A 17545-nucleotide genomic window follows, 5' to 3' on the forward strand; every position below is an offset into this window, starting at 1 on the left:
TGCGTACGCTAACGTTAAGGGGTTAATGGAATGGTTACGATATATGATATAGCGGCCAAAGCGAATGTATCCGCAATGACCGTATCCAGAGTTATCAATAACACGGGGAAAATAAGCGAGAAGACGCGAGTAAAGGTGAAACGCGTCATGGAGGAAATGAACTATGTGCCGAACCAGACGGCACGCAGCCTCGTGCTTCAACAGACCAAATTGCTATTCTTGCTCATCACGGACATTATGAATCCGTTCTATACGACGCTATCGCGCGGTGCCGAGGATGCAGCCAAGAAGAACGGCTACCGGCTTCTGTTCGGCAACAGCGACGAGAGCATCGAGAAGGAAGCGGACTATATTACGACGATTTTGACCGCCCGCGTAGACGGCGTTCTCGTCGCCCCCGCCGGGGATCCGTCGCTGCCGCATCTCGAGACGCTGCGCAAGCACAACGTTCCATTCGTGCTGCTCGACCGCGAAGTGCCCGGCATCGAATGCGACATCGTGCTTGGCGACAGCAAGGAAGGCGCAAGGCAGCTCGTCTCGCATCTTGTCGCCGCCGGCCACCGCCATATCGCGATGGTGAACGGTTCTCCCTCCGTATCCAGCGCAAGGCTGAGGCTGCAAGGCTACCAGGAGGGTCTTAAGCTTAGCGATCTTCATTATAGCGCGGACTATCTGTTCGAAACGAGCTTCGGCCCCGTAAACGACCTGACCGACATGGAGCAATGGTTCCTGCAGTTGAATCCGAGACCGACCGCCATCGTTGCGGGCAACAACGTTCTCGCCGTCGAGACGCTTAGAATGCTGCGCGGACGCGGCATTCGCGTTCCCGACGATCTATCGCTCGTATGCTTCGACGATCTCGGTCCGTATTCCGAAGCGGAGCCGTTCCTGACCGTCGCCGCCCAGCAAGCGTATCAGTTCGGCTACATGGGCATGCAGATGCTCGTTGAACGCATCCAAGAGAAGGAAGCCGCGAGGTTGCCATGGAAAAAAATCGTTCTCCCTGCGGAACTCATCATCCGGCGGTCCGTACAGCAGTTGAACGAATAAGGGTCACCTTTTTTCAACGTTTTTTTCTAATTGCTGCAACCCCAAGAAGCATTAATGGGAAGAGGAGTCCGAATGTCAGGGCATAAAACGGCCACACCTTTGTGTCGAACGATATAAGGTAGCTTAGATTCGGAGCAATAATAATGGATACTGCATACAGAATCATTCCCATAGGCAGCGTAAGGGGGCGATAATCCGAAAGGTTTAACGTCTGCGAAAGGGTTAAAACCGTTATGTAGAAACAAAGGATCAGCTTAAAAAAGATCGTTACAAACCAGATCCCGGCTAAGATGGCCTCGACCCTTTGAATAAATTCGCCTATTTCTATTTTTTTGGCCAATTCAAAGCTGGAATAAATTTCGCTGGCCGTATTCTCCGCCCCCATCACTAAAATGCAGAGCAGCGTGATCACGAACAAGACCGTTCCTCCGATCAACGTTCCCGATAAAAATGCTTTTCCCGCTTGTTTAGGCTGCTTTACTTTCGGAAAAATCATAAGCAACAAAACAAGCTCCAAGAAAGGAAAGCCGATAAAGGGAAACGATGCGCTCAGTACAGGAGTTATTCCTTTCCCGAGCACGGGTTGAACATTTTTGAAATCTAAATCCTGCACAAGCAAAAGGATGAATACGCCAAACAACGCAATAACGAGCGGAAAAAAAATGTCCGCGGTACGCGCTATATTGGAAACGCCATAGTAGACCCCTATCACCACAATACTCAAATATATGAGATGTATCGCCTGTATTGGCGTTTCTACTAACATGGAGGAGGTGAGAAAATCACCGAGATTCCGCAAAACAAGCGACGTCAGAATAAAGGCATAGGTAAACCATAGAAAAGAAACGAACGTACCCAGCCATCGTCCGCAAATTTCTTTACTAAATTCCACTAAAGTTCTGCCAGGGAAGCGGCTGCCTAAAGCGACGTATAGCCCTACGAGCAAAAGACCGGCAAGCAACCCTACAAGCGAAGAAATCCAAGCATCTTGTTTGGCCTCTGCAGCAAGTAATCCCGGAACCAATATGATAGAGGTGCCAATGATGAAAAGGGCTGCCAATTTTTTAAATTGATACGCCTGAATAGGGTCATTTTCCGCCACCGGGGCCACGTTCCTTTCACTTGCCTAATAACGATTTACTAATCGGTTCATAAATGAGTTTTATCCCTTCGAGCGGGCTTGGTACTCTAACCCCCATACTCACCGCTATGCAAAGTACGCTCCCGGCAAATAGCAAGACGGAAAATGCCCAAAGCTCCTTCCGCTTGTTTTCTTTTTTTAAGGATGGAGCTTCGACAACGATTATCAGGATCCCGACCGCCAAAACGGCTGCAGCACTCCACATTAAGATCTATTTCCCCATTCTTTCGGAAAATGACTTTGTCGTTTTAAACATAGTATTAATTTTGGATTCCACTTGAACGATGACCTGTATATTTGAAAACACCTGATCCCAATCGCTCTTTACCGACTCCCAGTACCGAGGGTACTTCCTTTCGACTGCCTCGCCGAATCCGAATATATCCGATTTATATACGTTTTGCGTTTTTTTGACAGCGGACATAATGGAAGCTTTGATATTGCTTTGAGTTAGGTGCTCCAATTCTGATATAGTCGCCGGTTTTGCAAAGTCCCTCGCGCATTGTGCATCAGTGGCTACACCTTCTGTTTTGAGCTTGATAAGGATGGTCGGCTTGTTTTCCTTCATCGTTACTTTCGTTTCACTCTTTGTGCGAAGCAGCTCCACCGCAAGTTTTTTGTTTTTTTCTTCAGGACAAGCAAGGAGAATGGTCGTACTCTTTATCTTTCCTTGCGTATAGTTGTATCCTTTGCTCTCCTTCTCGTTTAACCAGCCCACCAGTTTATCTTTTTTGAAAACAGCCAAACCGGAATATTTCAAACTGGAAGGCACTAAAATTTTCTCTACATTTTTTTTATCGTTGCCGATCCCAGTATCTCCGGCAACTACGATCCCCGTCAACACCGCTTCTTTCCCTTTGCTGATGATGGCTGAAATCAACTCGTCAATTTTAATCGCTGCCGTTGATCCCCATACTTTTGATGAGGTTTCGAGCGATGTGCTCATTTTTGAAGCCGGCGTTTTTTCCAGAGGCGTAAACACTTTAAGAACGTCCTGCGCTTCGGACCCCCGGGCGATTACGACATAAAAATCTTTGCGGTATTCATGGTCTCTTGAAAGGTAATCCAGTACTTTGCCCACACCTTTTCTCGCGAATTCCTCTCCCAAAATAATCATCTGTACTTGTCCGACGTATATTTTTCTTGTGCTCACTATCGTCATTTTCCTTGAGGCCTCCTGTAACCCGCCTCCGCTCGTCTGAAACAAAGTGACTGGAGCAAGGGGAGAAGCGCCTCCTTCCTTGCCCGCTATTGCTCCTGGATTAAGCATCTGATTGGATAGCAATAGTTTATTCCCTTTCTGATCCACGCCAAGAGCCACGGCAACGGCCAGGTCGTTCAATTCACGGCGATTCCAGCAGCCGGAGACCAGAGCCATACATAAGAAGAAAGCAAATATCCTTAATCCTTTCCTGTTCGTATTAATCCCCCCTCTAAGGTTCTGGGTCTTGAGTCGGACTGTTCTCTCGAATCGGATTTTGCCTACTTACACTTCGGGGACGTGATAGCATATCCCGCCATGAAACGCGTATTCCCGCATCTTTTTTATCTTCTGGGATAACGGGAGCGTACGGGGACATATAGTAAACGCCAAAAGAACGCAAATGACAAAGATGCTGGACAATCAAAATGATCCCTGCGACAATACCGAACAATCCAAAGGATGCTGCCAGCGCCATCATTCCAAACCTTAATATTCGAATGGGAATGCCCATATTATAGGCGGGTATGACGAAACTGGAGATCGCCGTGATCGAAACGACGATAACCATTACTGCCGATACGATTCCTGCTTGTACGGCCGCTTGACCGATAACGAGCGCTCCCACGATCGAGATCGACTGTCCGACCGCTCTCGGCAAGCGAATGCCCGCCTCGCGCAAAAGCTCGAAGGTCACCTCCATCAAGAACGCTTCAATGAAAGCGGGAAACGGTATGCCTTCCCGCTGAGCGATTAAACTGATCAATATTCCCGGAGGCAGCATGTCCTGATGATAAGTCGTAATGGCAATGTATAAAGGCGGTGCCAATAAGGCCACCATTAGCGCTGCATACCGAAGCAAACGTGTGAGGGTTGATATGTCCGAACGCTGGTAATAATCCTCGGCCGATTGGAAAAACTGCGTGAATAGCGCCGGCACCAGAAGCGTAAACGGCGTCCCGTCGATGAGAATGGCAATTCGTCCCTCCAATAGTCCAGCAGCGATCACGTCGGGTCTTTCGGTATTATAAATCGTAGGAAATATCGTGAACCCTTTATCCTGAATGAACTCCTCGATGTACCCGCTTTCCAATATCCCGTCTATTTGAATGCGTTCGATTCTATCGCGAACCTCTTTCACCGCTTTTTCCAGGGCAATACCTTTCATATACATGATCGAGACATTTGTTTTCGTTACCAGACCGACGTGGAAATGCTCGAGCCACAGATTAGGATCCTTGATTTTACGCCGTACCAATGCAATATTAGTTACAATATTTTCGGAGAAGCCTTCCTTCGGACCTCGTATTACCGTCTGGGAGGTTGGCTCCTGCACGCCGCGCTCCTCCCAGCCTTTCGAAGCAACCAATAAGCCGTAATCGTTCCCCTGACATAGGATAGCGGTATCTCCGGACAAAATGCCTGCCAGAATTGTATCAAAGCTCGCTTTATCTATAATCTCACCGACAGGGAGCAGCTTTCTTTTGATAAAATCCAAAGGATCTGCAAGAGGCGGGAGTTCCGAAATAGAATGCTCGTCCTGATTATTAGACAGAAGGGGGGCCATAATAAACTGATTAACGATTGCGGCGTCCGACAAGCCTGTGGCGTATATTACGACTGCCTCGAATTTGTTTTCGCCATCGGAACGGCATTCTCTTATTACGATATCCGGGCTGTTTCCGAGAATTGTCTGAATCAGTTGAATATTATCATGCAGATTGGTTGTCAAGGCATGCCGTTCATTAACCTTGGATGGTTGACTTTGACCGGTTTGATTACTGGATTTCATAAATGGCATGCCTGAACCTGCACCTCCCCTTCATTCCTTTTATTCAAGATTCCCTCCATGCAAATTTTTCATTCAAAGGACGACAACTCCATTAGGTTCAACCTTGCGATTGACTCATCAGCCCTCTCCTGTAATCGGTTGGCGTACGTCCGCTCCATTTGCGGAATTGCTTCGTGAAGAAGAGAGGGTCATTATAGCCTACCGATGATGCAATCTGGGCGATCGTTAAGTCGCCTTCCAGCAGCTCCTCCGCCTTCTTCATCCGTACTTTGAACAAATATTGCATCGGCGATAGTCCTGTCGCCTCCTTGAACAACTTGTTCAGATGCGCCCGATGGTAGCCTAATTGATGAGCAAGACTCTCGATTGACAACGGCTGCCCGTATTGAAGCGTCAGCAGGCGAATCGCCTGATCGACTTGACGATACGACCGCGATTGCACGGTCGCCGTCTCCGTGCGCGCACCTCCCTCGCCCTTGCTTGCCAATTCATGCAAAATAAGCCGAAGCCAGCCCGACGCCTCCATATTGCCAAGAGCGGCGAGGCTTTCCCGTTCCAAGCTGCCTCGAACGTTGCGAAACAGCTTCTTCAGCGCTTGAAGTGAGCAATCTCGAATGACTGCGCGATCAGGCGTGATCCCTATAGACGACAAAGAAGCATCCACAATATCCCCTGAGAAAGCTACCCACATATACTGCCAAGGGTTCAACTTATTCGCTTCGTACTTGACCAAAATGTCCGGAAAAATAACGAATGCGTCTCCCGCCTTGCACGCATAAGATTCACCGAGCGTTTCATATATGCCCTCTCCGGCCAATACAATATGGATTAAGTAATAATCGTGCACGCCCGGTCCAATGTAATGTCCTCCGACGGGCTTGCCGCGTCCGCTGAACAATACGGACATCTCGCCTTTCATCGGAGCCGAATTGATTGATACCGTAATTTGATGATGTGTTTCCATCCGTAGACCCCCTGCTAATCGTCTACTGTCATCATACTAAATGAAGCAACATTTCTCCATATATACAATCGTTCCTTCCATATTCATTTCAGTGCCGGCTCGTTATACTGAAATTGTCAGGAACACAATGAAACCAGCTGTTTCGAGAGGTTCATCATCCACTATCACCAAAATCGGGAGGTATTTATCTACAATGCCGAAAATTACTTTTATCGGGGCTGGCAGCACTGTTTTCGCCAAAAATATTCTTGGAGACGTTATGCAGACCCCCGCGCTGCAGGGCTTTGAAATCGCGTTATTCGATATCGACGCCGTCCGTCTTGGCGACTCCGAGAAAATGCTGCTTAACCTTAAGCAAACAAGCGGAAGCAGCTGCATCGTGAAAGCGTATACGGACCGTAAGGAAGCGCTTCGAGGCGCGAAGTACATCGTTAATGCGATTCAAGTCGGCGGCTATGATCCATGTACGATTACCGATTTCGAAATTCCGAAGAAATACGGCTTGCGCCAGACGATTGCCGATACGGTCGGCATTGGCGGCATTTTCCGCAATTTGCGCACGATTCCGGTCATGCTCGACTTCGCCCGCGACATCAATGAAGTATGTCCTGACGCGCTGTTCCTCAACTATACGAATCCGATGGCCGTTCTTACAAATGTCATGAATACGTACGGCGACGTGCGTACAGTCGGCCTCTGCCACAGCGTGCAAGTATGCGTACCTGATCTGTTCAAACATCTTGATATGGACCCGACCGGCGTCAAATGGAATATTGCCGGTATCAATCATATGGCTTGGCTGCTCGAAGCGAGCAAGGACGGCGTCGATTTGTATCCGGAGATCAAGCGACGCGCCGCAGAGAAGCAGAAGGAGAAGCATCATGATATGGTTCGCTTCGAGCTGATGCTCAAGTTCGGCTACTATATTACCGAATCGTCCGAGCATAATGCCGAATACCATCCATATTTCATTAAGAAAAGCTATCCCGAGCTCGTGGAGCGGTTCAACATTCCGCTTGACGAATATCCGCGCCGCTGCGTCAATCAGATCGAAGGCTGGAAGACGATGCGCGAGTCGCTTGTCAATGACAGCAAGCTGGAGCACTGCCGCAGCCATGAATATGCTTCGTATATTTTCGAAGCCATTGAGACCGATAAGCCGTTCAAGATCGGCGCAAACGTCATGAATACCGGTCTTATTACGAACTTGCCGAAGGAAGCTTGCGTGGAAGTGCCTTGCCTTGTCGATGCGAATGGCGTAACGCCGACGTACGTCGGAGACTTGCCGCCGCAGCTCGCGGCGCTCAACCGGACCAACATCAACACGCAATTACTGACGATCGAGGCTGCCATCACCGGCAAGCGCGAGCATATCTACCATGCGGCTCTGCTCGACCCGCATACTTCCGCCGAACTGTCGATGGACGACATCGTCTCGCTATGCGACGATCTCATTGAAGCGCACGGCACATGGCTGCCTAGTTACAAATAAACATTTCGAGGCTGTGCCGTATTCCGCGGCACAGCCTTTTCTTCACAGTGGAATACACGTTTTTTCTAGTTTTATTTTTTCACAGGCTGCTTCATTAACGAATTGATTGCAGTCGAAGGGATTGGATGGAAACCCCCACTTAAGGTAAGTAACCTTGGCTTATGCGGCACGATTAGGTTGAAAAATCCGACCTATTTCGGCTAGTGAACCTTGAAAGACTTTCGGCAGTCGTTACTGCTGAATAAGAGGATGAATAATACAACTTAACAAAAGCAATTTGGGCTAATCAGGAGATTTTAGATGGAAAATGCAACCTGTCACGTTTTACTGCTATACGTAATAAAAGGCCTCCCACAACTTGCGTGGGAAGCCTAATACCTCAGATCATTAAGAAACATGCTTCGCCCAGCGGCTGTCGCCGGCTTTCGGGCAGGCGCGGTCTTTGTACTTAGCCGCTATGCGCACGAAGCAGCCGCATACCGCACAGGTCGTGCCGTATTGAAACTTAGGACAATTGCCGCATTCCGCAAGCCGCCGTTCATACACCTCGTCAGGGACGCAGATGTCGGATTGGAACATCGGGGCGGACAATATGCGGTCGATCTGCTCGTCCGTTACGCGATAATCGTCGCGGCAGCCTTTGCATTCCCCGCCTCTGCTGTTCATCGCCGTTCCTACTCGGAGATGACTTCAAGTACCGTAACCGACATCGGGGACAGCTTCGCGCGAATAGCCGAACCTTCTACAGTGAACGCTTTGTAAGCTGCCGGAGCAACCGCTTCAGGCTGTTCGAACGTATTGTGCGCATCTTTCACGGAAGCTGTGAGCTCTGAACCTGTTACCTTCAAAGCAGCAGCTGCAAGACCGCGCAGATCGATGTCCACGTCTGCCGCGTTCTCGTTGTCCAGGTTGCAGAGGCTGACGTGAATGCGCCCCTCAGCGTCCTTGGAAGCGGACACGGATACTTGCGGAATCGCTTGACCGCCGCGCTTGTACTCATTTCCGTCAATCGAAGTCGTCAGTGCTGTCGCATCTTGATGGACCTTGTACATATCGAATACGTGGTACGTAGGCGTTAGAACCATCTTCTCGCCTTCCGTGAGAATGACGGATTGAAGCACGTTGATCACTTGAGCGATATTCGCCATTACGACGCGGTCGCAATGATCGTGGAAAATGTTAAGCGTAAGTCCAGCAACGAGCGCATCGCGAATCGTGTTCTGCTGGTAGAGGAAGCCCGGATTCGTGCCCGGCTCAACGTCGAACCATGTTCCCCACTCGTCCACGATCATGCCTACGCGCTTGTTCGGATCGTACCGATCCATAATCGTCGAGTGGCGAGTAATGAGCTCTTCCATCCAAAGCGCTTTCTTCATCGTCGCATACCATTCGTCTTCGGAGAAGCCCGTTGCAGGACCTTTGTTAGACCATTCGTTAGGAACCGTGTAATAGTGAAGCGAAATCGCATCCATATGGTTGTGGGCCTCGCGCATGACGACTTCCATCCAGCGATAGTCGTCCACGTTCGGTCCGCAAGCGATCTTATAGATTTTATTGTCGCCGTAATTACGAACGAACGTCTGGTATCTTCGATAGAGATCGGCGTAATATTCCGGGCGCATATTGCCGCCGCAGCCCCAGTTCTCGTTGCCTACGCCGAAGTACTTCACGTTCCAAGGCTTCTCGCGTCCGTTCTCCTTGCGCCAGTCGGCCATCGGGGACACGCCGTCGAACGTCATATACTCGACCCATTCGGACATTTCCTGAACGGTTCCGCTGCCTACGTTGCCCGAGATGTAAGGCTCGCACTCCAGCATTTCGCATAACATCAGAAACTCATGCGTGCCGAAATGGTTATTCTCCAATACGCCGCCCCAATGCGTGTTGATCATCCGTTTGCGGCCCTCGCGGGGACCTATGCCATCCTTCCAGTGGTACTCGTCAGCAAAGCAGCCGCCCGGCCAACGAAGCACCGGAATTTTAATGTTCTTAAGCGCTTCCACGACGTCGTTGCGAATGCCGTTCGTATTCGGAATCGGCGAATCTTCTCCAACCCAGATCCCTTCGTAAATACAGCGTCCAAGATGCTCGGAGAAATGTCCGTAAATATTGCGGTTGATCGTGCCTGCTGCCACATCGGCATTGATTGTGATGCGATTGCTCATCAAATATCCCTCGCTTTAGTAGTAGATGTCGGTTATTCCTTAAGTTGGATTAATGTTTGCATAAATTCTTTAACTAATTTATTAATCCTAAAACAAATGATATAGCGGTTATTCCTTTTTTGCAACCCTTTTTTCAGTCTGAAAATAACAACAAAAAACAGCGGACTCTCAAGTCCACTGCTTTCAATTTATTTCTATCGGTTTACGTTTCGTTCCGTTCCCCCCGCCTTATCGGCAGCAGCTTCAAAAAACGTTGAATGTGCTCGTCCCAGTAGCTCCAATCATGTCCGCCCGGACCTTCCTCGTATACGAGCTCATAGCCGGCGTCCAAGCAGGCATCGCGAAACGATAAGTTATCCTCATATAGGAAATCTTCCGTCCCGCAGCATTGATAGAGAAGCGGCCTCGATGCGGATGAATCGGTTTGCTGCTTCATAATATGTATGAGATCGTTATCCGTGCCGCGAATCGAATTTTCGCCGAATATTTGTTCGAATAGCTGCTTGATTCCATGGATTGGGCTGGTGTCGCTCTCGATATGATTCACGAGGTCGACGGCTCCGGAGAGACTGCCCGCGGCAGCGAAACGGTCCGGATGACGAAGCGCCCACTTGAACGCGCCATATCCCCCCATGGACAAGCCCGCTACGAAGTTGTTCTCCCTCTCCTCCGACAATGGGAAGAACGAGCGCGCGACGGCCGGCAGCTCCTCCGTCAAGAAGGTCCAATATTGATTGCCGTGCTTCATATCCGTATAGAAGCTTCGATGCACATTAGGCATGACGACCGCAAGGCCAAGCTCCGCGACATAACGTTCGATCGACGTTCTCCGCAGCCAAATCGTATCGTCGTCCGACAAGCCGTGCAGCAAATAAAGCGTTGGATGTTTCTTCTTCGAACCGACATTCCGGAGCCCGATCTGTCCGGTCGTTTCCTGGGGCAATATAACGGTCATCGATGTGCTAAGTCCGAGCGTTTCGGAGAAAAAATGACAAGTAATCAAAGCCAACGCCAATCCCTCCCAAATAGGTAACATGCTTCAATGCTAGTCTAAGTTCACTAGTAATGTATCAGCAAAACGAACCGCTAGCAACTGACAATGTCACGCTTGCTCTCCCGCCGCTGCGATTGAAGTTTAGTTAGTGAACTTTTTTTCAGTGCTTATGCGCTTGAGAGAGGAGAGGTATAATAGAATCCGTCAACCATTCGATCCATATGGAGGTATCGTGCAATGAGAAAAATGCCGCTTGAAAAACGCGGAATATCGGACAGCCGGCTTGTGCTTGGCTGCATGGGCTTCGGAGGAGGCTGGAATCGCGACCCGTATACAACTGAACATATTAAGCAAGCGCAGGCAGCCGTAGAGGCGGCGCTGTCAATTGGCATAACGATGTACGACCACGCAGACATCTATACGATGGGCAAGGCGGAGGCTGTCTTCGGACAAGTACTGAAGCAGCAGCCGGACCTTCGCGACAAGATCGTCATTCAGTCCAAATGCGGCATTGTATTGGCCGAAGACGGCAAACTGACCCGCTTCGATTTCTCGAAATCGCATATCCTAGAGTCGGTCGACGGTACGCTTGATCGCCTCGGCATCGAATATTTGGACGTGCTCCTCTTGCATCGCCCCGATCCGTTGATGGAGCCGGAGGAAATCGCCGAGGCATTCGGCATTCTGAAGCAAGCAGGCAAGGTTCGTCATTTCGGCGTCTCCAATATGAGCCCTGGACAAATTCGGTTCATTCAACGCGAGCTGCCTGACGAGCTGGTCGTCAACCAACTGGAGATGAACCTCGCTCGTCTCGATTGGCTCAACCAAGGCATCCACGTCAACCAGCAGGCTGGACTCGCATCAAACTTCGCCGAAGGATTAATGGAATATATGCAAACCGAGAACATGCAAATTCAAGCTTGGGGTCCGCTCGCGCGCGGCAGATTTACAGGCAAACCATCGGACAATCCGTCCGCTGCGGAGCTTGCGACTACCGAGCTTGTCGCCAAGCTGGCGAAGCAGAATGAGACGACGCCGGAAGCGATCTCGCTGGGCTGGCTTATGCGCCATCCATCGCGCATACAGCCCGTTATTGGAAGCGCGAATCCGGAACGTATCATCGCTTGCAAGGACGCTATAGAACAAGCCGAGCTCATAACGCGGGAACAATGGAACGAGCTTTATGTCACGGCCCGCGGAGCTGTAATGCCTTAACGGACATTACACGCCGCAAACATTAATTATTTTTCATCTTTTTCTCATAATTGCTCATAATCCCCGAATTAACCGCTTTCTCGCTCTCATACGGGCAAAAAGCCGTTTTTTGAGTGTGTTATAGTAAACTCATAAAACGAAACGCGAGGGGATATCCTGACATCATGAGAAAAACAAACGTATTCAAAACGGTTGCAAAAGCGGGCATTTGCGCCGCCATCGTCCTGTCGGCATTTACTTTTGGTTCGAACTCGCAACACGCTCACGCAGCAACAACCGAATCGATCAAGCTCATTTCCGAAAGTAAAAATTTCATCGGCACGCCTTATAAGTACGGCGCACCGGCTGGCGTTACATACGCATTCGATTGCTCGTCATTCACGCAGTTCATCTTCAAAGGATTCGACGTCAGCTTGCCGCGCACTTCAACGGCGCAAGCAACCGAAGGCGAGAAAGTGGCAAAGGGTTCTCTTAGCATGGGCGATCTCGTCTTCTTCAAAACGAACGGCAAGAGTATTAGCCATGTTGCGATCTATGCCGGCAACAATAAGATCGTTCATAGCTCCAGCAGCAAGGGCGTTACGCTCTCCAGTCTGAACAGCGGCTACTGGTCGAAGTACTATGTTACTGCACGGCGCGTCCTATAAACATACCAATGCAGCAACGCACACAGGGCTATCCCGCAATCACCTTAGAGTGACGCGAGATAGCCCTGATTCATTACGCATAGCCCGAGCCGGCAGTCGCTATAACCCCATATGGCGCTGACGATACTTAAGCGGCGTCGTTCCGACGACCCTTTTGAACGTATTGATGAAATAAGAAGCATTCGGATATCCGACATCCATCCCGATCCGCTCAACCGAATAAACCGTCGTCTGCAGCAGACGGCATGCCTGCTTAATGCGCCTGACGGTCAAATAATCGGTAATGTGGCTTCCCGTCTCCTCGCGAAAAACGCGCGACACATAATATTTGGACAGATGAAGCAGCTCGGCCAATTGCTCCAGCGTCACTTCTTCCGCGTAATGCGCTTCAATCCACTGCATAATTTGCTCCGAGTAACGAGACTTCCTCTCTATGCCCCGATCAGTTGCAGTTGCTTTCGCCTCTTCTCCGTCTCGCACGGCCGCTATGCAACCCATCAACTGCAGCAGCAGCATCGTAATCTCTTCCGTGTCATATTCTCTTCTTCGGGCATCAAGGCTGCCATAGCTCCCGAAAATCGCTTCAAGCAGTCCCGTCTCCTCCTGCATATCGAATACTGTGCGGATATCTTGACCTTGCCACAGCTTATGAAAGAGCGCATGACGCTTCGGAAACGGCCGCAGCGCCTCCTCCGCCTGCGAAGGATCGACATATAGAATCGTTCGCTCGAACGGCTCATCCGGCGCTACGTCGGCGTATATTTTATGCAACTGAAAAGGCTGGAACACGAACAGCATCCCCCGCCGCAGCTCATAAGTGCGCTGATCGACGATAATACTGCCTACTCCTTGATGGACAAATAAGATTTCCGTACATTGATGCCAATGATAATAACCCGGATAGTCCTTTTCTGAACGGGTTCGCCCACTCCAGCTCAGATGCTTGTCCTCGAATCGAACAGGTTCGAATAAAAAATTCATGACGCCTCCTGCTAATGCATAAATGCTTCCTTATCCTCAATGTCTAGTATGGCGATATATATTGGTTTTGAAAAGACATCAAAATGAACGCATAACTGATTATTCCACATTGGAGCTCCCATTGCCGAAGTTGAAACAAAAAGGCTGTTGCAGAGAGTGCAATGAAGAAGATTCGAATAATGCCAAGCAGCATGGAGAAGACTAAGGCGGCTAAGCGTAAACGGATATGCCCGGTCTTATTTGACCGATTTTGCCTTCCGCGAACGTTTTGCCGTTTCGGTCTCCTGACGCTTCTGACATATGTAAATCGTTGTAGTACGGATTTTTCACTTTAAGCCAGCTTCCGCTGTCTCCGGCCACGTATAAGCTATCCTTCCGCTTGCATGCGATCCCTTCCAAACCCGATTGCTTCACGAAATCGAACAGCGCTTTGCCTGCGCCATCGACATAAGGCAGCTGTTCGTAATAAGCGTTATTCTCAACAATTTGTTGTAGAAGCTGTTTTCGTTCCGATAGCGGCTTGTCCCGCATATCGATTCCATTATAATAGAGCACATCGAACACATAGAAATGAACGGGCATTAAACGCTTCGCATCTCGGATTGCCGGCTCTTTTCTCAGCTTAAAACGTTCGATCAGCATATCGAATTCGGTTTCCCCGGTTGTTGGGTTAATGCAAGCGACCTCTCCGTCCAACACAAAATCAGCCGGCTGGACAGCCGGTACATTAAGCAGCTCGGGATATTGCCGCGACACGTCGTTATGATGTTTCGTGTAAAGCGTTGCTTTATTTCCGATAAAAGAAAGCTGCAGGCGGTGTCCGTCGATCAACGGCTCGAACAAGTAACGTTTTTCGTCAAACGGCAGCTTGCTCTCCGTCATCTGCATCGGTTTCAAAAACATAGCCGTCCCCTCCCGTATACTTATTTTAGCATGGGAGCGCTCCAAATTAAGTCGGTAAATAAAGGTGCCGGACCGTAAATTTTGATGGCTAAATGAAGTAATCAATCTCAATCGATCGTATGAATCAACCATTCTCCTTGATCTTTTTTCCCATGGCCTACGCTATCCGCAATTAATGGTAAAAATAGCGAATAATCCTTTGAAAGCCTTCGCATAATACTGACTAGAAGGAGGCTGATAAAAAATGGCAAACAACAATAACAACAGCAGCAACCAAAGGCTTGTCGTACCCGGAGCTCGCGCAGCGCTTGAGCAAATGAAGTACGAGATCGCGCAAGAGCTGGGCATTCAACTTCCAGCCGACGGTTACTACGGCAACATGACCACGCGCGATATGGGCACGATCGGCGGAAACATAACGCGCCGTCTAATTCAAATCGCTGAGCAGCAGCTCGCCGGTCGCTTCTAGTGCGACCCGCGCAATGCCGAGAGCGCCATTGCGCTCTCTTTTTGCGTACAAAAGCCGAACTTCCCTTTATCCATAATTATCGGTAAAATAGAATAGAGTTGTCCTGTTACATACGTTATGCCATTCATTTGGAGAAAGGAATACCCTACTATGATTATTCAGCCTAAATCCCGCGGCTTTATTTGCACCACTGCACATCCGGAAGGCTGCGCCCGTCAAGTGCAGCGTCAAGTCGAATACGTAAAGTCGAAACCAGCAATCGAAGGACCTCGCAACGTCCTTGTCGTAGGCGCTTCCACAGGCTACGGCTTAGCCTCGCGCATCGTGTCCTCCTTCGGAGCAGGCGCGAACACGATCGGCATTTATTTCGACAAAGCCGCAGAAGGCGCTCGAACCGCTTCCGCCGGCTGGTATAATTCCGCCGCATTCGAGCAAGCCGCTTCCGATGCCGGCGTGAAGTCGTACAGCATCGTTGGCGACGCTTTCTCCGACGAGATTAAAGCGAAAGCCATCGATCTGATCCGCGCGGAGCTTGGCCAAATTGATCTTGTTGTGTACAGCGTAGCATCGCCGCGCCGCACGCATCCGGTAACGGGCGAGACGTTCTCCTCCGTTATCAAGCCGCTGGGCGGCACGTACACGAACAAGACCGTTAACTTCCACAACGGCGAAGTGACGCAAGCAACGATTGAGCCCGCTACCGCGGACGAGCTTCGTCAGACGATTGCTGTTATGGGCGGCGAAGATTGGCAAATGTGGATCGATCAGCTTCAAGCTGCGGGCGTCCTTGCCGAAGGCGCGACAACCGTCGCTTACTCTTATATCGGCCCAGCCATTACGCATGCCGTATATCGCGACGGAACGATCGGCGCAGCGAAGAACGATCTTGAAGCGACAGCGAAACGTCTTCATGAGCAGCTTCGTACGAGCGGCGGCCGCGCATACGTTTCGGTCAACAAAGCGCTGGTTACGCAATCGAGCTCCGCGATCCCTGTCGTGCCTCTGTACATCTCTGCGCTGTACAAGATCATGAAGGAAAACGGCACGCATGAAGGCTGCATCGAGCAAATGTACCGTCTATTCTCCGAGCGTCTCTACGGACCGGGGGAGACGGCCGTTGATGGGAAAGGGCTTATCCGAATCGACGATCTCGAGATGACGCCTGAGATTCAAGCAGCCGTTGCAACGGTATGGGAGCAACTGACGACGGAGAACGTGTACGATCTATCGGATCTGGCCGGCTACCGCCGCGAGTTCTTCCAGCTGTTCGGCTTCGAAACGGACGGCATCGATTACGAAGCGGATACGAATCCGGAAGTGGATATACCGAACCTTCGTTAAGGTTCGATCTAATAAAGAAGCGCTGGAGCTCCTAGAGTTCCAGCGCTTCTTGTATGACCAGGTTTATCGAATAATGCCTACCTTGGCAAGACGGAAGTTCGTTCCCGAGCAGTCCGGCCGGTTGCCATGGATAATCTCCGCCTCGAACCGGTGTATGCCCGGCTTCCAATCGTCGCCGTAATAGCTAAGCCGATACCAACCGTCGGCGCTCACCCAGTCAGGCCGCTCCCGCTTCTCCGTCTGCCATTCTCCGCCGTCGATCCGGTAACGGAATTCCGCGGACGCCTTGCCGAAGTCGAACCCGAGCGCCAGCCCTCTCCCATCGAATTCGAAGGAAAGACGGGCGCCGATAGCTGCCGTTTCCAATACGCGATCAATCCATTCGTAATACGGCCATCTGCGAATCGTCCAAGCTCCACTCGTACGAATGCTCTCCAGCGGAAGCTCGAATACATCATCCCAGCATTTCGGATCTAGAGGCGGCGGAAGTTCGCTGCTTGGCGCAAGGTTCGAGGCTTCATGCGCATAGCCATCCGACGCCTCCATTAAAGCTCCCTCAAGCTCCTGCCGCAAATAATGGATGACGCTTGTTCCGTAGCTAAGACTTCCTCTGCTCGTTGGATGCAAGCCATCGGGCAGCCATTCCTCGTAGCGCATCAGTCCCCGCTTCACTTCCTCGAACGCATGCAAGCCCATCCAAACGGAGCCGATGCCGTAATGGTCGGCAAGCCGTTCGAACTCGGCAACCGTCTCCGGTACTGAGCCGCTTGCCATCGCTTCATACATGCCGGAGGAATACGTATACACAAGGACGACATCTCGCCTCCCGCTTGCAAGCAGCTGGCGTATAAGCCCTTCGCGCGACCGTCCGCGTTGCTCGGACGGCGTGCCCTCATCGTTAACGGCATATTCGACGAATACGAGATCGCAGCCCCGATCGATCAAGTCCCGCTTCGCGCGAAATGCCGCCAGGTCGCTGCCCGTCGCACCGATTGCCGCATTCTCGACCGAGATGCGGGTGTCCGGGAATTGCTCCGCCAGCCATCCGATCACCGGCTCCGGCCAGTTATGCCTCGGCCTTGCATCGGTGATCGAACCGCCGATGAACCCGACCGTCAACCTGCCCTCGCGTATTTTGGCTCTCGTATGATTCAAGCTGCCCCTATGCTTCCATACCCGTAACGTCATGC

At 50.6% G+C, this 17545-nt stretch carries 16 protein-coding genes; 6 read left to right on the forward strand and 10 right to left on the reverse strand.

Translation table 11 applies throughout. The annotated features are described in order from the left end of the window. Positions 1-30 precede the first annotated feature (30 nt). Entirely contained in the window at positions 31-1050 is a 1020-nt protein-coding gene (locus J2T14_RS03430) for a LacI family DNA-binding transcriptional regulator (protein ID WP_307467729.1), read from the forward strand. 13 nt (positions 1051-1063) lie between these two features. Here J2T14_RS03430 and J2T14_RS03435 read toward each other — a convergent pair whose 3' ends face one another. The 4 genes from J2T14_RS03435 to J2T14_RS03450 form a co-directional block, all read right to left on the reverse strand. After that, complete coding sequence (locus J2T14_RS03435; RefSeq protein WP_307467732.1) at positions 1064-2152, reverse strand: GerAB/ArcD/ProY family transporter; 1089 nt, start codon at positions 2150-2152, stop codon at positions 1064-1066. Positions 2153-2402: 250 nt separating this feature from the next. Next, positions 2403-3668 carry a Ger(x)C family spore germination protein gene (locus tag J2T14_RS03440; RefSeq protein WP_307468583.1) on the reverse strand — a complete coding sequence of 422 codons (1266 nt, stop codon included), beginning with the start codon at positions 3666-3668 and terminating at the stop codon, positions 2403-2405. Further along, the gene (locus J2T14_RS03445) at positions 3625-5193 is read right to left on the reverse strand and encodes a spore germination protein (RefSeq protein WP_307467734.1); all 1569 of its coding nucleotides are present in this window, start codon (positions 5191-5193) and stop codon (positions 3625-3627) included. The genes J2T14_RS03440 and J2T14_RS03445 overlap by 44 nt, the downstream gene beginning before the upstream one ends. An 88-nt stretch (positions 5194-5281) precedes the next feature. Further along, positions 5282-6148 (reverse strand): AraC family transcriptional regulator, encoded by an 867-nt coding sequence (locus J2T14_RS03450; RefSeq protein WP_307467738.1) that lies wholly within the window; start codon positions 6146-6148, stop codon positions 5282-5284. Between the two features lie 193 nt (positions 6149-6341). Here J2T14_RS03450 and J2T14_RS03455 point away from each other — a divergent pair, with 193 nt between their 5' ends. Beyond that, complete coding sequence (locus tag J2T14_RS03455; RefSeq protein WP_307467741.1) at positions 6342-7640, forward strand: alpha-glucosidase/alpha-galactosidase; 1299 nt, start codon at positions 6342-6344, stop codon at positions 7638-7640. Between the two features lie 387 nt (positions 7641-8027). On the opposite strand, the gene J2T14_RS03460 is transcribed toward J2T14_RS03455, so the two are convergent. The 3 genes from J2T14_RS03460 to J2T14_RS03470 form a co-directional block, all read right to left on the reverse strand. Next, the gene (locus J2T14_RS03460; RefSeq protein ID WP_307467743.1) at positions 8028-8306 is read right to left on the reverse strand and encodes a DUF6171 family protein; all 279 of its coding nucleotides are present in this window, start codon (positions 8304-8306) and stop codon (positions 8028-8030) included. A gap of 8 nt (positions 8307-8314) precedes the next feature. After that, positions 8315-9805, reverse strand: a complete 1491-nt coding sequence (locus J2T14_RS03465) for an alpha-N-arabinofuranosidase (RefSeq protein WP_307467745.1) — start codon at positions 9803-9805, stop codon at positions 8315-8317. 202 nt (positions 9806-10007) lie between these two features. Beyond that, a complete protein-coding gene (locus J2T14_RS03470) occupies positions 10008-10814 on the reverse strand; it encodes an alpha/beta hydrolase (RefSeq protein WP_307467747.1) in 807 nt (268 codons plus the stop codon). Positions 10815-11036: 222 nt separating this feature from the next. Here J2T14_RS03470 and J2T14_RS03475 point away from each other — a divergent pair, with 222 nt between their 5' ends. Together J2T14_RS03475 and J2T14_RS03480 are read left to right on the forward strand one after the other, a co-directional pair. Next, the gene (locus J2T14_RS03475; RefSeq protein WP_307467750.1) at positions 11037-12014 is read left to right on the forward strand and encodes an aldo/keto reductase; all 978 of its coding nucleotides are present in this window, start codon (positions 11037-11039) and stop codon (positions 12012-12014) included. Between the two features lie 164 nt (positions 12015-12178). After that, positions 12179-12661, forward strand: a complete 483-nt coding sequence (locus tag J2T14_RS03480) for a C40 family peptidase (protein WP_307467753.1) — start codon at positions 12179-12181, stop codon at positions 12659-12661. A 99-nt stretch (positions 12662-12760) separates the two neighbouring features. Here the strand turns inward: J2T14_RS03480 and J2T14_RS03485 are convergent, their stop codons facing one another. Together J2T14_RS03485 and J2T14_RS03490 are read right to left on the reverse strand one after the other, a co-directional pair. Next, positions 12761-13642 (reverse strand): AraC family transcriptional regulator, encoded by an 882-nt coding sequence (locus J2T14_RS03485; RefSeq protein WP_307467755.1) that lies wholly within the window; start codon positions 13640-13642, stop codon positions 12761-12763. 210 nt (positions 13643-13852) lie between these two features. Further along, on the reverse strand, positions 13853-14545 hold the full coding sequence (locus J2T14_RS03490; protein ID WP_307202212.1) for an ATP-dependent DNA ligase: 693 nt from the start codon (positions 14543-14545) through the stop codon (positions 13853-13855). A gap of 244 nt (positions 14546-14789) precedes the next feature. Between J2T14_RS03490 and J2T14_RS03495 the strand changes: the two genes are divergently transcribed. Then, positions 14790-15014, forward strand: coding sequence for an alpha/beta-type small acid-soluble spore protein (locus tag J2T14_RS03495; protein ID WP_307202214.1), 225 nt, complete (start codon positions 14790-14792; stop codon positions 15012-15014). A gap of 150 nt (positions 15015-15164) precedes the next feature. Next, entirely contained in the window at positions 15165-16355 is a 1191-nt protein-coding gene (gene fabV / locus J2T14_RS03500; protein WP_307467757.1) for an enoyl-ACP reductase FabV, read from the forward strand. A 63-nt stretch (positions 16356-16418) separates the two neighbouring features. Here the strand turns inward: fabV and J2T14_RS03505 are convergent, their stop codons facing one another. After that, entirely contained in the window at positions 16419-17543 is a 1125-nt protein-coding gene (locus tag J2T14_RS03505) for an SGNH/GDSL hydrolase family protein (protein ID WP_307467760.1), read from the reverse strand. Positions 17544-17545: the final 2 nt, after the last annotated feature.

This window comes from Paenibacillus harenae (assembly GCF_030812415.1).
Classification (GTDB): domain Bacteria; phylum Bacillota; class Bacilli; order Paenibacillales; family Paenibacillaceae; genus Pristimantibacillus; species Pristimantibacillus harenae_A.

What these genes read in the sequence shown, in the direction of transcription:
- J2T14_RS03505 (WP_307467760.1), bottom strand. Translation starts at nt 17,543, where the DNA reads ATGACGTTACGGGTATGGAAGCATAGGGGCAGCTTGAATCATACGAGA.
- J2T14_RS03460 (WP_307467743.1), bottom strand. Translation starts at nt 8,306, where the DNA reads ATGAACAGCAGAGGCGGGGAATGCAAAGGCTGCCGCGACGATTATCGC.
- J2T14_RS03465 (WP_307467745.1), bottom strand. Translation starts at nt 9,805, where the DNA reads ATGAGCAATCGCATCACAATCAATGCCGATGTGGCAGCAGGCACGATC.
- J2T14_RS03450 (WP_307467738.1), bottom strand. Translation starts at nt 6,148, where the DNA reads ATGGAAACACATCATCAAATTACGGTATCAATCAATTCGGCTCCGATG.
- fabV (WP_307467757.1), top strand. Translation starts at nt 15,165, where the DNA reads ATGATTATTCAGCCTAAATCCCGCGGCTTTATTTGCACCACTGCACAT.
- J2T14_RS03475 (WP_307467750.1), top strand. Translation starts at nt 11,037, where the DNA reads ATGAGAAAAATGCCGCTTGAAAAACGCGGAATATCGGACAGCCGGCTT.
- J2T14_RS03430 (WP_307467729.1), top strand. Translation starts at nt 31, where the DNA reads ATGGTTACGATATATGATATAGCGGCCAAAGCGAATGTATCCGCAATG.
- J2T14_RS03445 (WP_307467734.1), bottom strand. Translation starts at nt 5,193, where the DNA reads ATGCCATTTATGAAATCCAGTAATCAAACCGGTCAAAGTCAACCATCC.
- J2T14_RS03485 (WP_307467755.1), bottom strand. Translation starts at nt 13,642, where the DNA reads ATGAATTTTTTATTCGAACCTGTTCGATTCGAGGACAAGCATCTGAGC.
- J2T14_RS03495 (WP_307202214.1), top strand. Translation starts at nt 14,790, where the DNA reads ATGGCAAACAACAATAACAACAGCAGCAACCAAAGGCTTGTCGTACCC.
- J2T14_RS03480 (WP_307467753.1), top strand. Translation starts at nt 12,179, where the DNA reads ATGAGAAAAACAAACGTATTCAAAACGGTTGCAAAAGCGGGCATTTGC.
- J2T14_RS03490 (WP_307202212.1), bottom strand. Translation starts at nt 14,545, where the DNA reads ATGTTTTTGAAACCGATGCAGATGACGGAGAGCAAGCTGCCGTTTGAC.
- J2T14_RS03455 (WP_307467741.1), top strand. Translation starts at nt 6,342, where the DNA reads ATGCCGAAAATTACTTTTATCGGGGCTGGCAGCACTGTTTTCGCCAAA.